This is a genomic window from Luteirhabdus pelagi, assembly GCF_016827595.1.
In the GTDB taxonomy this organism is placed as follows: Bacteria; Bacteroidota; Bacteroidia; order Flavobacteriales; family Flavobacteriaceae; genus Luteirhabdus; species Luteirhabdus pelagi.
This window is the reverse complement of the sequence record NZ_JAECMS010000002.1, coordinates 233,985-248,994: the sequence shown is the minus strand read 5'-3', so window position 1 is coordinate 248,994 and position 15,010 is coordinate 233,985. Positions and strand designations below refer to the sequence as shown.

The 15,010-nt window shown below is 42.7% G+C and carries 13 protein-coding genes; 5 read left to right on the top strand and 8 right to left on the bottom strand.

The annotated features are described in order from the left end of the window. Window position 1 precedes the first annotated feature (1 nt). Window positions 2-1,354, top strand: a complete 1,353-nt coding sequence (locus I4Q58_RS05895; RefSeq protein ID WP_203294779.1) for a dihydrolipoyl dehydrogenase family protein — start codon at window positions 2-4, stop codon at window positions 1,352-1,354. A gap of 68 nt (window positions 1,355-1,422) precedes the next feature. Here I4Q58_RS05895 and I4Q58_RS05890 read toward each other — a convergent pair whose 3' ends face one another. From I4Q58_RS05890 to I4Q58_RS05865, 6 genes are all read right to left on the bottom strand, one after another. After that, window positions 1,423-2,229 carry a tryptophan-rich sensory protein gene (locus tag I4Q58_RS05890; RefSeq protein ID WP_203295560.1) on the bottom strand — a complete coding sequence of 269 codons (807 nt, stop codon included), beginning with the start codon at window positions 2,227-2,229 and terminating at the stop codon, window positions 1,423-1,425. Window positions 2,230-2,283: 54 nt separating this feature from the next. Continuing rightward, entirely contained in the window at window positions 2,284-2,916 is a 633-nt protein-coding gene (pdeM, locus tag I4Q58_RS05885; protein ID WP_203294776.1) for a ligase-associated DNA damage response endonuclease PdeM, read from the bottom strand. 121 nt (window positions 2,917-3,037) lie between these two features. After that, the gene (locus I4Q58_RS05880; RefSeq protein ID WP_203294774.1) at window positions 3,038-5,497 is read right to left on the bottom strand and encodes a ligase-associated DNA damage response DEXH box helicase; all 2,460 of its coding nucleotides are present in this window, start codon (window positions 5,495-5,497) and stop codon (window positions 3,038-3,040) included. Further along, window positions 5,494-5,874: an endonuclease domain-containing protein gene (locus I4Q58_RS05875; protein WP_203294772.1), complete on the bottom strand. Its 381-nt coding sequence runs from the start codon at window positions 5,872-5,874 to the stop codon at window positions 5,494-5,496. The genes I4Q58_RS05880 and I4Q58_RS05875 overlap by 4 nt, the downstream gene beginning before the upstream one ends. A 278-nt stretch (window positions 5,875-6,152) precedes the next feature. Next, on the bottom strand, window positions 6,153-7,745 hold the full coding sequence (locus tag I4Q58_RS05870) for an ATP-dependent DNA ligase (protein ID WP_203295559.1): 1,593 nt from the start codon (window positions 7,743-7,745) through the stop codon (window positions 6,153-6,155). A gap of 40 nt (window positions 7,746-7,785) precedes the next feature. Continuing rightward, on the bottom strand, window positions 7,786-8,805 hold the full coding sequence (locus I4Q58_RS05865) for a ligase-associated DNA damage response exonuclease (protein ID WP_203294770.1): 1,020 nt from the start codon (window positions 8,803-8,805) through the stop codon (window positions 7,786-7,788). A 178-nt stretch (window positions 8,806-8,983) separates the two neighbouring features. On the opposite strand from I4Q58_RS05865, the gene I4Q58_RS05860 reads away from it, so the two are divergent. Next, window positions 8,984-9,412: a tellurite resistance TerB family protein gene (locus I4Q58_RS05860; RefSeq protein ID WP_203294768.1), complete on the top strand. Its 429-nt coding sequence runs from the start codon at window positions 8,984-8,986 to the stop codon at window positions 9,410-9,412. Window positions 9,413-9,464: 52 nt separating this feature from the next. On the opposite strand, the gene fbp is transcribed toward I4Q58_RS05860, so the two are convergent. Next, the gene (fbp, locus tag I4Q58_RS05855) at window positions 9,465-10,469 is read right to left on the bottom strand and encodes a class 1 fructose-bisphosphatase (protein ID WP_203294765.1); all 1,005 of its coding nucleotides are present in this window, start codon (window positions 10,467-10,469) and stop codon (window positions 9,465-9,467) included. Between the two features lie 77 nt (window positions 10,470-10,546). Here fbp and I4Q58_RS05850 point away from each other — a divergent pair, with 77 nt between their 5' ends. The 3 genes from I4Q58_RS05850 to I4Q58_RS05840 all read left to right on the top strand — a co-directional run bounded on the left by I4Q58_RS05850 (window position 10,547) and on the right by I4Q58_RS05840 (window position 14,191). After that, complete coding sequence (locus I4Q58_RS05850; protein ID WP_203294763.1) at window positions 10,547-11,029, top strand: GNAT family N-acetyltransferase; 483 nt, start codon at window positions 10,547-10,549, stop codon at window positions 11,027-11,029. Between the two features lie 28 nt (window positions 11,030-11,057). Further along, entirely contained in the window at window positions 11,058-12,314 is a 1,257-nt protein-coding gene (locus I4Q58_RS05845) for an aspartate kinase (RefSeq protein ID WP_203294761.1), read from the top strand. Window positions 12,315-12,376: 62 nt separating this feature from the next. Then, window positions 12,377-14,191 (top strand): GNAT family N-acyltransferase, encoded by a 1,815-nt coding sequence (locus tag I4Q58_RS05840; protein ID WP_203294759.1) that lies wholly within the window; start codon window positions 12,377-12,379, stop codon window positions 14,189-14,191. Here the strand turns inward: I4Q58_RS05840 and I4Q58_RS05835 are convergent, their stop codons facing one another. After that, a complete protein-coding gene (locus tag I4Q58_RS05835) occupies window positions 14,192-14,968 on the bottom strand; it encodes a DUF1206 domain-containing protein (protein WP_203294757.1) in 777 nt (258 codons plus the stop codon). Window positions 14,969-15,010: the final 42 nt, after the last annotated feature.

The window sequence follows — 15,010 nt, the reverse complement described above, 5'->3', positions numbered from 1 at the left end:
TATGGGAATAGAATCGTTTGATGTTTTCGTGATTGGAACGGGAACTGCCGGAAAAAGTGTCGCTTACGACTGCGCTGCCGAAGGTATGCGAGTAGCGATTGCCGATAACCGTGAATTTGGAGGAACCTGTGCTAATCGCGGCTGCGACCCAAAGAAAGTGTTGGTAGGCGTAACCGAAGCATGGCAACGGGCTCAGGAATTGAAGGGAAAAGGAATTTCTGAAATACCAGAAATCAATTGGGAGGAGTTACAAGCTTTTAAAAATACGTTTACCGAAGCGGTACCAGCTGCTACTGAACGTGATTTAAAGGAAGCAGGAATTGAGATGTACCATCAGTCGCCACAGTTTTTGGATGAAAATACCCTTTCGGTGGAAGGAAAGACGGTTAAAGCAAAAAAAATTGTGATTGCGACAGGTCAAAAACCAATGGAATTGCCCATTCTCGGTCGCGAATACTTGAAGGTAAGCGATGATTTCTTGGATCTTGAAGAATTGCCAAAAAGTATCGTTTTTGTCGGCGCAGGCTATATCGGGATGGAATTTGCCCATATCGCGGCTCGCTGCGGAGCGAAAGTCACAGTAGTGGAAGCAGACGACCGACCTTTGGCACCTTTCGATCATGATGTTGTTTCCCACCTCACGGAAGCTTCAGAGGCATTGGGGATTGACTTTCACTTTAATGCGAAGGTTTCGGCGGTGGAAAAACTTCAAAAGAATTATCGGGTCTCGTTTGAAAAGGATGGGAAGACCGAAACAGTAGACGCTGCAATAGTGTTCAATACCGCTGGACGAGTGCCCTCTATCGATATGCTCGATTTGGAGAAAGGAAATGTAGCATTTGAAAAAGCAGGTGTTTCCGTGAATGAATATCTTCAAAATACGACGAATCCCTCGGTTTATGCCTGTGGCGATGTATCGGCGAGTGGAAGTTTACCGTTAACGCCTACGTCATCTCAAGAGGCCCGAATCGTTTCACAAAACATACGGAAGGGCAATAAGAATAAAATGAACTTTCCGCCCGTGCCTTCAGTAGTCTTTACACTTCCACAGCTAGCCTCAATTGGCTTAACGGAGGATGAAGCAAGGCGTAAAGGGTATCATTTCACCATAGAATATAAAAGTGTTCCCGATTGGTATAATGCCAAGCGTATCAATGAAAAGACGTATGCCTATAAGACGTTAGTGGAAAAGGAAACCAACCTAATTCTGGGCGCTCATATTATTTCATCCCAAGCAGGGGAAATGATCAATTTATTTGTATTGGCGATGTGTGGAAAATTGGAGTGCCAACACTTAAAAGCCATGATTTTCGCCTATCCGACTTGGGGGAATGATATCAAGGGGATGGTGTGACTTTAAGAATCTCAGCCACGCTTAGCGTTTCACTTCGAGCGCAGTCGAGAAGGCATACATCCTAAACATCATCTACTATCTTTTTCTAAAAACTCTTTCAATTTAAGATGCGGAGCGGTATCTCTATTTTTGAACGCATGAATACTACTGCTTACAAATAGTATTGCCGCTACGAAAATGGCCGTATAGGCAACCGATTGATATTCATTCCAATTAGCAACGGCGATGGCAACAACCGCCCAAACACCTACGAGCGCAAATTCACGCATATTACGCGTCCAAGTAATGATAAGATTGATTACTCCTGCAACCAACAGCATAATGATTGCCCAAGTGGGTTCAGAAATTCCCCAACCGTCCCAATCGATACTGGTTAAATAGGCCGAAACATTAGCAATACTGGCAACGGTTACCCATCCGCTATAAAACACGAACGGCCACCAAAGAAATGCGATTACAGATATAGGACCGTCCCAAAGCTCCATTCGGTTTCGCATCACGATCATTATCAATGAGAAAAGGAGGACGAAAATTGCTAAGATGGAATAACTGAAATAACCATACAGCCAAAACAAGACCCAAAGGATGTTTGCGGTGCAGGAGAGCACAAACCACCAACCCGTTTTCAAAATGAAGGCATCGTCACGGACCTTGGTAAAAAGACTCCGACTTTGGTAGATAATAAAGCCGAGCAATAACAAATAAATAACGCCCCAAATAGAAAATGCATAGCCAGCGGGCGTAAATAAATTTTGCATGCTAGCGGAAACTTCTCCGATAGTAGTGTTATTGATGGCTCCTGTATTGGAAGCATAATTCACGATTATAGTGGCGATAAAGGCGATAATATTCGCAAGCTGAAGGGTTTTTTTCATCATCTTTTAAAGATACCCATTGCGCACCCGTTTTCAAAAAGCTTTTCAATTTCCTTAACGAAGCAGCAGCACTTCCCCTTCCACCAGGGCATACACTTCATCGGTTTCGGTAGGTTTAAGGATATATTTTCCAGTGAAAGTTCCGAAAGCGGGTAAAATAAGCTGCTTTTCACTTTTGAAGAAGCATGGCAGTTTCACGCTTTGTCTTGCTAATCCTTGCAATCGCACCCCAGGATGAATATGGCCGGCAATGTTGAAATAGTTTTCTTGTTCGATGGGGTGATGTGTAAGGGAAAACCCATCGATATCCAGAGAGGGAACAACCTGAATTCCCAGCGCCAAATACTTATCTGGTGCAATGATGTCGTGATTGCCTGCCACTAAAATAATAGTTGCTGCGGTATATTCGGCCCATTTCGTGAAATCGTCCCATTCCTGATTCAATTCACTATGAAACAAATCGCCTAAAAAGCAGACTGTTTTAGGGGAAAGTTCGTTTACGACATCCGTCAATTTCTCCAAATTTTGATAGGCAACATGTGCAGGAATAGCGGAACCGTGTTTTCGGAAATGGGAAACCTTCCCCAAGTGTACATCGGCCACTAATAGCATATCTTGATCCTTCCAATAGGCAGTACCCGTTGGATGAAGAAGGAATTCGTTATTGTGTATTGAAATCTGTTGCATCGCCGAAGAACTGCAAAGGTCGGGAAAATTTTAGACCCAGAGAATCTTCTTTAGTTTTAGACCCACAGGGTATTCTAAACCCTGCGGGTCTCACTTTCAGCAAAGCCCTGCGGGTCTGATTTTATTTTTCACCTTGCAAGGTCATTCGTTTGATTCGATCCTTTAATTTTTCTGAAGAGAGCTTCTCGCGCATTCTATCGGTTATAATGGGGAAGCTAAAAGGCGTATACTTTTCACATTGCTTCCAAACGATTTCCTGGGTAGCGATACGTTCCAATGCCATCCGTAATCGACCTTCCTCAAGCTGGTGTTCAAAGGTCTCTCGAAAGGCTTGCTGGTACAGTAAATTATCGGGTTCGTAATCGCGAAAGACATCGAATAGTAACTGACTGCTGCTTTGAAGGTGTTTGGTTTTTGCCATTTTGTTCGGATATCCCTGAAACACCATTCCGCTAATAACCGCAATATCTCGAAATTTTCTGCGAGCGAGTTCAGTACTATTCAAGCTTTTTTGAAGATCATCGAATAGGTAATCGGTAGTGAATAGATTGTTATCAACCACCTGTTGAATGTCTAACGGCTTATCGCTTAAGAGTTCAAAGCCATAATCGTTATACGCTAGCGAAAAGGTGATGGGTTGAAGTAAACTAATGCGATATGCCAATAAACTGCTCATCGCCTCATGAACAAAGCGGCCTTCAAAAGGATAAAACAATGCGTGGTATCCTTCACGGGTTTTGAAGGTTTCAATCAGGAATTCATTCTCTGCGGGTACGATACTTTCCTGTTCCTGCCGGTGAAAAAGTTCGTGAAGTGCTTTCAATTCTGGGGTGTTTTGTTTGTATTCGCCACCGCTTTGCAATTCTTCACGTAAAATTGCACTCATTTGTGAAGAGAGCGTCATTCGCCCACCCATAAAACTCACTATTTTTGAAGATTTTTTCTTCGATCTTCGAACTTGGGCGACCATATTTCGCAATCGGACCAACTCTAAGGTTCGTCCTGCAAATACGAAAGTGTCGCCTGGTTTCATCTTGCCAACGAAATACTCTTCAATGGTTCCGATAAATCCACCACTGACGTATTTCACCAAAAGCATCGAATCGCTTACGATGGTACCAATGGAAAGTCGATGCATCATGGCAATTTTTCGACTTTCAACTTTGAAGATGCCTTCCGAAGAAACCTCAACGCGCTTGTATTCATCATAACTTTGAAGGCTTTGACTTCCCAACGTGATGAAATTTAAACACCATTGCCATTGGTCCTCCGTAATGCCTTGAAAGCAAAACGTATTTTGAATTTCAGGAAATATGTTAGAAGGTTTGAAGCCTTCACTCACCGCCAAGGTTACCAAATACTGAATCAGCACATCAAAGCTTAAGAGATAGGGAATACGATCTTCCATCACTTCTTCCTTAACCGCTCTTTTTAGGGCGGAAGCTTCCACCAATTCCAGGGCATGGGTCGGTAAAAAGTAAATGACAGAGGCTTCTCCCGGTCGGTGATTACTTCGTCCAGCACGTTGCAAAAACTTTGCAATTCCTTTCGGTCCGCCGATTTGGATAATCGTTTCCACTGGAGAGAAATCGACCCCCAAATCCAAACTTGAGGTGGCTACCACCGCTTTTAAGGTTTCATTTCGAATGGCCTGTTCTACCCAAAGACGGGTGTCCTTAACGATACTTCCATGGTGCATGGCAATTTCGCCGGCGAATTCTGGGTAGCGATCCAATATTTTTTGAAACCAAATCTCCGCCTGCCCGCGGGTATTTGTGAAGACTAAAGTTGTCTTACTCTTCTTGATGATGGGAATAATTTCATCCAACAGATGCAGCCCAAGGTGTCCTCGCCATGGAAACTTCTCCATGGTTTTGGGAATAATAGACTGTACCTTGATTTTTCGCTTCCGCTTGGCGCGAATCAAGACAGAATTTTCACGAAAGGCTGGGTCCATTCCCAACAATACATCCTGCGCCTGTTCCAGATTTCCAATGGTAGCTGAAATACCCCAGATACGAAGCTCTGGACTGATGGTTTTGAGTCGCGATAGCCCCAATTCCATTTGTACGCCGCGTTTGCTTCCCAAGAGTTCGTGCCATTCGTCTACTACCACTGCAGTAAGCGATTTAAACATTTTTTTATAGCCTTTGGAGGCTAAGAGAAGCATTAAACTTTCAGGGGTGGTAACCAACAAATCGGGCATGCTCCGCTTTTGTTTCGCCCGCTCTTTTTGAGGGGTGTCTCCAGTACGAATGCCGACGGTTAGACCCGTTTCAAGTTCATCCGCGAAGCGTTGGGCAGCTTGTTGAATTTCAACTGATAGCGCGCGGAGCGGAGTAATCCAAATAGCCTTTAATCCTTTTTCGTGCTTGGTCTTATACTCGGGATTGTCTTTGATGTATTGTAATACAATCGGAATCCAGAGCGCATATGTTTTACCGCTACCGGTCGGCGCATTCAATAATCCGTGCTTCCCTTGTAAGAATGCCTTCCATGTTTTTCGCTGAAATGGAAAAGATTTCCAGCCTTGGTCGGCAAACCAGGTTTCGGCTTTCTCGAGAAGTTCGGTTTGGGTCATTGGTTAGACGTAGGATTTGGGGTGAAATTTTCTTGGATTTCTTGAAGGACTGAAGGTAGAAAATCGAAAACCATTTTATTCTCAAACCGTAGCACTTTGAAGCCTAATAATTCTAGTCGCTCTTGCCGGATTTGATCTTTTTCTGCCGCTGTATAATTAAGGTGAATCGCTCCGTCTAATTCGATGATTAACTTTTCTGAAGGACAATAAAAATCAACGATATAATTTTCAATGCTGTGTTGACGTCTAAACTTTCGGCCTTCCAGTTTCGACTGCTTTAGATGGTTCCATAGAAAGGCCTCGGCCGATGTAAGGTTATTTCTGAGATTCTTACGATACGGTTCAAGATATTTTCGATTATGGATTCTTCTTTTCACCTATTAAAGTTAGTTATTTCTTATTCGACCACCCCGTCCTGCGTGGCAGGACACCCCTCCTCGCCAGGAGGGGAGCAAAGGCGGCCGGATATAGCTCCTTCCCTAGTAGGGAAGGTGTCAGCCAATGGCTGACGGAAGGGTGGAAATTTATATTTTTTATAATCTATCTGATTTCTAATTTCACAATATCAACCTAGTTTTATCATCCCGTCCTGCTCCGTCCCCCCGTCCTGTGTATCAGGAAACCCCTACTCGCCAAGAGGAGAGTAGTAGGTAAATTATTTTGGTATTAACGCTTTAAGATCATCTAAGGTGTTCGCTTCTTCGATCGGTTTATCCTTTCGCCAACGTACCATTCTGGGAAAACGGGTCGCTACGCCACTTTTATGTCTGCTACTTTCGGCAATTCCCTCGAAAGCGATTTCGAAAACGTGATGGGGTGTTACACTTCGTACAGGTCCGAAGCGTTCTAATGTATTTTTCTTGATCCAGGCGTCAATCTGACGAAACTCCTTATCGGTTAATCCGGAATAGGCCTTTGCAAACGTCACTAATTCTTCTCCGTCCCATAGTCCGAAGGTGTAATCGGTATAGAGGTTGGCACGTCGACCGTGACCACGCATCGCATAGGTAAGCACGGCGTCGATAGTGAAAGGATCGACCTTCCACTTCCACCAATCGCCTTTTTTTCGTCCGACTAGGTAGGGAGAATCATGGCGTTTCAGCATTAAGCCTTCACTTCGTTTTTCACGTGAAAGATCGCGTTCAGCAGCAGCAGCTTCCCAAGAATTGAAAGTCATGGTTTCACTTAAATACAAGCCTATTTCATCGCAAGGACAGTTGCTAATGAGTGCATCTAAAATCTCTCTTCGCTCTGAAAACGGCTTTTCGCGTATATCTTCACCTTTCCACTCCAACAAATCATAAGCCGTTAGAATAACAGGCGTTTTTTCCAATAATTTTTTCGTCAGGTTTTTTCGGCCGATGCGTGTCTGTAACTCCCGAAAATTTGCGATTTCGCCATCCACAAACGGTAGAATTTCACCATCGAGCACAGTTCCATTAGGTATTTCTTTTAAAAAACGTTGAAATTCAGGGTATTTGTCGGTAACCAGCTCTTCACCACGCGACCAAACGAAGACCTCATCATTTCGTACAATAACTTGCGCTCGAATTCCATCCCATTTATGTTCGAAGCTCCAGTTTGAAATGTCATCCAATTCCTCTTGAAAATCATCCTCCACCGCATATGCCAGATAGAATGGATAGGGTTTGCTGAGGTAGTCTTCTTCATTTTCCTCTAAAATGAGCTTGTTATAGGTGGTTTTTTCGGGGGTCCAGTCGCCCATCATTTTATATGCTAAGATATCCTCATCGATATCGGTCGCTTTTGCCAACGCACGGGTCATCAGTTTTTGACTCACCCCGATTCGAAAGCTACCCGTAATAATTTTGTTGAAGACAAATCGCTCGTAATAATCTAGTTTCAACCAATTATCGTGTAGGTATGCTTTTTTCTCATTTTCAGGAAGTGTTCGGAGTTCGATTATTTCTGAAATGTATTCCGAAAGTGATTTTTTGCTGGTAGATTCGGTTTTTGGTAAGATTAACGCAATCGTTTCAGCCAAATCGCCTACGATATGATAACTTTCTTCGAAGAGCCATAGCGGAATGCCGCTCAATTCGGTAGCCCATTCACGAAGTAAAGTTGTATTTACGGGGCGTTTCGGACGACGATGGGAAAGAATGGCAATGGTCCAAAGTTTGTCATCATCTTCTGCCGTTTTGAAGTAGTCTGCTAATGCCTGTACTTTAACGTTCGTTTTGTTAGTACTGTCGATGGTTTTTATGAGGCTGGCAAATTTTGACATCCCCTCCCTAGCAATAGTTGACTCATTATTATTATTCCTTTTAGTCATCCGATTCAGCTTTAGAACTTTCTGAATTTTCCTCTTCGTATTGAGTCTTTTCCGTTCGGGCATCGTAGCCTAATTCTTCCCGTAAATAGCGTGAAAAGATATCCGTATATCCATGTGTGGTAATCACTTTTTCGCACCCAGTAGCTTTAATGGAATCTAACAACCCATCCCAATCGGCGTGGTCGCTTAATACAAAACCACGGTCTATGGCACGTCTTCTTCGCGCTCCACGAAAGGTCATCCAGCCACTGGCACTAGCCGTCACGTAGGGAACCATTTTGCGAATCCAAGTACCACCATGAGCGCTTGGTGGCGCCACCATCAAATGGCCTGCAATGTCTTGTTTGGATACTTCACGTGTGATTCGCGTGGTTTCTGGGAAGTCGTAATTTTCACGTAGAACGTTTGTCATGTTCTCTACGGCACCATGGGTGTAAATTTTTCCTATGGAAGTATCTAAGTGTTTCAGTAAGCGTTGGGCTTTTCCCAAGCTATAGCCAAAAAGCACCGAGGTTTTACCTTCACTTTTATTCTGGGCCCACCATGTATTAATGTCGGAGAACACTTCAGCCTGTGGCACCCATTTGAAGGCCGGAAGACCGAAGGTACATTCGGTAATAAACGTGTGGCATTTTACTGGTTCATAGGGTTCGGCTATACCATCATCTTCCGTTTTATAATCGCCCGTAAAGACCCAAACTTCACCTTTATATTCGACCCGAACTTGAGAGGAAGCTACGATATGTCCTGCAGGATGCAGGCTAAAGGTTACCCCGTTAATCGTAAAGGTTTCACCCCAATCCTTACCGGAAACTTCAATATCGCCCAAACGGTGCTTGATAATCGGAACGTTGTTATGCTGTGTAATGTATTGTTTATGGCCCCAGCGACTATGATCCGCATGGCCGTGTGTCACGATGCACTTATCAACAGGTCGCCAGGCATCGATGTAGACATCGGCCTGTTCACAGTAAATTCCTTTATTATTAAATACCAATAGGGGGTTTGCCATAATGCTGATTCAGTAGCAGTATAAAAATAAGGGATTGCAAGGCAACTCCTAAGGGATTAAGAAAAGTTTAGTGGTCGCGAACTTGGGATGTAAAAAATGATTTTCGACATAAAAGAAACAACAGGATTCTTCGGAAATTTTTTCAGCAAGGCCTATATTTGTAGCCTAAATCAATATTATGTCATTTACCGATCTGTTTGAATCCGGAGAGCACTCAAGAAATTTGAGTCATTTTGCTTCTATCGCCAATATCGCATCTATTGATGGCGAAATAAATGAAGAAGAAGAGCGTTTGTTGAAGCGCTTTGCCCAAAAATTGGGCGTTGATGAGTCGGAATATAAAGCGGTCTTAAAAGATCCAAAGAAATATCCTATCAATCCTCCAAATTCTGCTGATAAGCGATTGGAGCGTATGCACGATTTGTTTGAAATGATCTTTGCCGATCATGAAATCGATGATCACGAAAGATTCTTGATCGAGCGGTACGCCATAGGATTGGGGTATACGGCTGAATTGGCAAAAACACTCATCGAACGTTCCATCGATATTTACGAGGGTGGATTGGATTTTGAAGATTACCGCTATTTGTTGAACAAGCGCGGCTAATTCGATTCCAATAAAGAAATTATAGGCTTCTCTTCTTTCGAGAAGCCTTTTTTTATGCGTTTTGCATAAATTCCTCGGCTTTTAGCACCATGTTCTTGCTTCCACAGATAAAGGGAATGCGTTGGTGTAGCTCGGTAGGTTGAATATCTAATATTCTTTCAAATCCGTTACTGGCTTTTCCGCCTGCCTGTTCAGCTAAAAAGGCCATCGGATTGCATTCGTATAACAAGCGCAACTTCCCATTCGGATCTTTTGCGGTATTCGGATAGATATAGATACCTCCTTTAATCATATTTCGGTGAAAATCGGATACCAACGACCCGATATAGCGCGAAGTATAGGGACGATCGCCCTCTTCTTTTTGGCAATATTTGATGTAGTCCTTAATGCCCTGTGGGAAATGCACATAGTTTCCTTCATTCACCGAATAGATACGGCCATCTTCTGGAAATTTCATGTTTGGATGTGACAGATAATACGTTCCGATGGCTGGGTTTAGGGTGAAGCCATTTACGCCATGGCCTGTGGTATAAACGATCATGGTTGAGGTTCCATACACGATATAACCTGCTGCTACCTGTCGGTTGCCTTGTTGAAGAAAATCGTCTATCGTTACTGGAGTTCCAGATGGGGTAACCCTCCTATAGATAGAAAATATGGTTCCTACGGAAACATTGACGTCGATATTGGAAGAACCATCCAAGGGGTCGATCAAAACGATATATTTATTATCGTTTTTTTCATTTCGACCTTTAATGGTGATGAAATCGTCTTCCTCTTCACTGGCAATACCACAAACAATTTCGCGATTGGTAAGTGTCTTGATGAAGGCTTCATTGGCATAGACATCCAATTTTTGCTGGTCTTCACCTTGGATGTTGGTTTCACCAGCGGCTCCTAGGATGTCGACCAAGCCTGCCTTGTTCACTTCATGATTTACAACCTTGGCGGCTAATCGGATGGAATTGATGAGTCGGGACAATTCTCCCGAGGAATATCTAAATTCCTCTTGATTTTCAATGATAAATTCGCCTAAGGTTTTGTTTGTGTTTGCCATTTTTGTGGGTATCGATGTATAATCGGCACAAATATCGATATTTTTGTACAAAGCATTTTTCATTTAAAACTAAAAAGATGGAGTTTACGATTCGAAAAAGTACCAAAGAGGACATGCCTGCTGTTCTTCACCTCATTAAAGAACTTGCAGATTATGAAAAAGCCGAACATGAGGTAGAGATTTCCGTGGAAGAACTAGAAGAGGGTGGCTTCGGCGACGAACCCCTTTTCGATTGTTTTATTGCTGAAACCGAAAGCGGGGAAGTAGTGGGAATGGCCTTGGTCTATTTTCGATTTAGTACGTGGAAGGGAAAAACACTTCACTTGGAAGACTTGATGGTGAAAAAGGAGTATCGTGGAAAGGGTCTTGGAATCGCCCTATACAGTGAAGTTATTAAGGCAGGAGCGGAACACGGTGTGAAACGAGTAGAATGGATAGTACTCGATTGGAACAAAAATGCGATCAAATTCTACGAAAGTACTGGTGCAGCGCTTCAGAAGCAATGGTATACCGTACAAATGGACGAAGATGGTATCCGCAAGTTTGTGGAGAACCTCTAATTCATGAATTGCTAGATTATTTTTTCAGATGAAAGTATTTAAGTTCGGAGGTGCTTCTACGAAGGATGCTGCCGGTGTCCGTAATGTTGCAGCCGTTTTAAAAAGTTGTCAGGAGCCAGATTTGTTGGTAGTTATTTCCGCTATGGGGAAAATGACCAATGCTTTGGAGGTAGTGGTTCGCGATCATTTTGACGACAAAACCGATAGCGAAGCAGCGATGGCTTCCGTGTATGAATATCATTTTTCTATATTAGATCAACTTTTCGAAAATCGCTCGCATCCCATTTTTAAGGAGATAGCAACGATGTTCGACGATATGAAACGGTTTCTTCGCACTACCAAGTCGAAAAACCATTCGTTTGTATACGATCAGGTAGTGTCTTATGGCGAGTTGCTTTCCAGCACCATCGTTTCAATCTTTTTAAGGGAAAATGATATTTCCAATACTTGGTTAGATGTGCGCGATTGTATCGTAACCGACTCCGAATACAGGGACGCAAAGGTTGATTGGGACACTACCCATACCAATATTGCTGCCACTGTTTCACAAAAAGGAATAACTATAACCCAAGGCTTTTTGGGTGCAGAACATAAGAACAGTTTCACCACTACACTAGGCCGAGAGGGAAGTGATTACACTGCAGCAATCTTCGCCTATTGTTTGGATGCCGATAGCGTAACTATTTGGAAGGATGTACCCGGTGTGTTAAATGCTGATCCGAGGTACTTCACCGAAACACAGTTATTGGAGCATATTTCCTACAGGGAAGCTATCGAACTGGCATTTTACGGAGCATCGGTAATTCACCCCAAAACGCTTCAACCCTTACAGCGAAAGGAAATTCCGCTATATGTGCGATCTTTCGAGAATCCTACTGCAACCGGAACCTGTGTTGGAAAAGGCGTTACGCTGAGACCTAAAATTCCGTGTTATATTTTGAAGAAAAATCAAGTGTTGTTGTCGTTATCATCATTGGATTTTAGCTTTATGATGGAAGATAACATCGGTGATGTCTTTAAATGGTTGCACCAATACCGAATGAAAGTGGAGCTTATCCAAAACTCGGCCATCAGCTTTTCCGTTTGTGTTGATAATAGGTTCGACCGTCTAGAGCAGTTGCTCACAAAACTCCGCTCCACGTTTGCGGTGAAATGGAATGAGGGCGTTACCCTATATACCGTTCGCCATGCAAGTCCGACAGAAATTAAGACGTTGATGAAAGGAAAAGAAGTCTTGTTAAAGCAGGAAAGCCGCGAAACCGTCCAATTAATTGTTAAAGAATAGTCGTTTGTTTCCCTATATTTGTGAAGACGCCACGTTCAACAAACCAATAATCCAACCAATACATGGGACTCGTTAATGCTAAAGAAGTTGCCAAGGCCATTAAGGTCGATAAATTCGGTTTTCTGGGTACTTCTTTAGGGTGGACACTCATGAAAGTGCTCAATATTTCGACTTTGAATGACATTTACGATCGGAATAAGCATTTGGAAAAACTTCCCTTTATCAATGCTTTGTTGGAAGAGTTTGAAATCAAGTTTGAGATTCCAGAAGAGGACTTAAGGCGAATTCCCAAAACAGGTCCTTTTATTACCATAAGCAACCATCCGCTAGGAGGGATTGATGGTATTTTATTGTTGAAGTTGTTACTTGAAAAGCGACCCGATTTTAAGATTATAGCAAATTTCCTGTTACACCGAATCGAACCGTTAAAGCCGTATGTAATGCCGGTGAATCCTTTTGAAGATCGAAAGGATGCCAAAAGTAGCATTATGGGATTCAAACAAGCATTGGCACATTTAGGGGAGGGCAAACCATTAGGGATTTTTCCAGCGGGTGAAGTTTCAACCTATCGCGATGGCAAATTGGTGGTGGACAGGCCATGGGAACCAGCTGCCATGAAGTTGGTGAAGAAGGCCGAGGTGCCTGTTGTTCCTATATATTTTCATGCAAAAAATAGCAAACTGTTCTATCGCCTGGCAAAGTTGAGCGATGTGCTTCGAACGGCGAAGTTGCCTTCAGAATTATTGACCCAAAAAGAGCGGGTTATCAAAGTAAGAATTGGAAATCCGATTACGGTAGCCGACCAAAAAGAACATGAATCGTTAGACGATTTCACCAATATTCTACGTAGAAAAACGTATGTTCTAGCGAATCCATTTGAAAAGAAAAAACTTATTGATACGCTACCCAAATCACTGAAAATTCCAAAAGCACCTAAAAAAATTGCTGGAGCGGTTCCAGTGGAAGCCATGGAAGATGAAGTGGAAGCCCTTAGGGAAAACGAGAAACGACTTCTGATAAGTAAAAATTATGAAGTGTTCTTGGCACATCCGGAGAACATTCCGAATATCCTTCAGGAAATCGGTCGTTTGCGAGAGATAACCTTCCGGGAAGTTGGTGAAGGTACGAACGAGTCGGTCGATTTGGATAAGTTCGACACCTATTATCGCCATATGTTTTTATGGGATAATGAAGCGAAAAAAATTGCCGGTGCCTATCGTATGGGACTTGGAAAGGAAATTTTTGAACGCTTTGGCATCGATGGTTTTTACCTTCAGGATTTGTTTCGTTTTGAGCCCGAATTGTACCCTATGATGAGCAAGAGTATCGAAATGGGACGTGCTTTTATTATCGCGGAATATCAACAACGTCCGATGCCATTATTTCTCCTTTGGAAAGGAATCGTACATACCACATTGCGGTATCCAGAACACCGTTATTTGATTGGAGGTGTAAGTATCAGCAACAAATTCTCCGATTTCAGTAAGAGTTTGATGATAGAATTCATGAAATCGAATTATTACGATCCCTATGTTGCCCAATACATCAATCCTAAAAAGGAATATAAGGTAAAGTTGAAGGATGCCGATAAGGACTTCATCTTCGATGAAACCGAAGCAGACCTAAATAAATTTGATAAGCTAATCGATGAGGTGGAACCGGGATCCCTACGTCTTCCCGTACTCATCAAAAAGTACATAAAGCAGAATGCAAAGGTAGTAGCCTTCAATGTAGATCCACTTTTCAACAATGCCGTAGATGGCTTGATGTATATACGCATCGCCGACTTGCCTGAAAGTACTGTTAAACCCGTAATGGAGGAATTTCAGGCAGAGCTTGAAAAGAAATACGCCAATGGCGGTAAGGAAGAGGAGTAATTATGATACTGCCAAACTGCTATATTTCGCTTTTACAATCATAAAGACACCATAGGCAACAAGGCCTGCTGCGATAATTCCCATCACAACCGTTCCGAATTCATTTTGAAGAAAGCTGAAGGCATCGGTTTTACTCACTTTTTCTGCGCCACCACTAAATGCCGTCCGGAACATCAAAAAGGCCATAATACCCGCTATAATTCCACGTGATGTTAATCCGACCTTACCTGATTTAATAATTAGTGAATGCGCTTCCTGAGGAATATCGGCTTCGTCTACTTCCTCTCGGAATTTGCCAGAATAGGCTTGATATATTTCATAAATCGCTTTTCCGAGTAATACTAATCCAATAATTATCGCAATTGTAACAGCATAGTCAGAATTTAAGGCTTTTGATAGCATACTATTATTTCCCGATGAAGAACTGCCGCCCGTTCCCCGGGAAATTGCGGAATATGCAAGTGCTCCGTAAAACAAACCACTACCAAAATAGCTGACTCTTTTTACCATACCCTTGGTATCGGTTCCTACTCCTTTTGGATCTGCAAAGGCTTGGTACCAGCGCCAAAAAAGGTAACCCAATAAGCCTAAACCGGTTAGGACCAATAGTATTTTTCCAAAATCTTGTTGTGCGATAAAATCGAGTGCGGTATCGCTTCCAGCTTTTTGTCCGCCGCCTCCAAAAGCAGCAAAGGCTGTTAATCCCCCGATGATGAAATAAACAATTCCTTTGGTAGCCAATCCAAAGCGTGCAAAATTCTTTTTCTTAGAGCTCATATCATAGTTTCTTTATTAGTTGACTAATAAGATAGTAAGAGA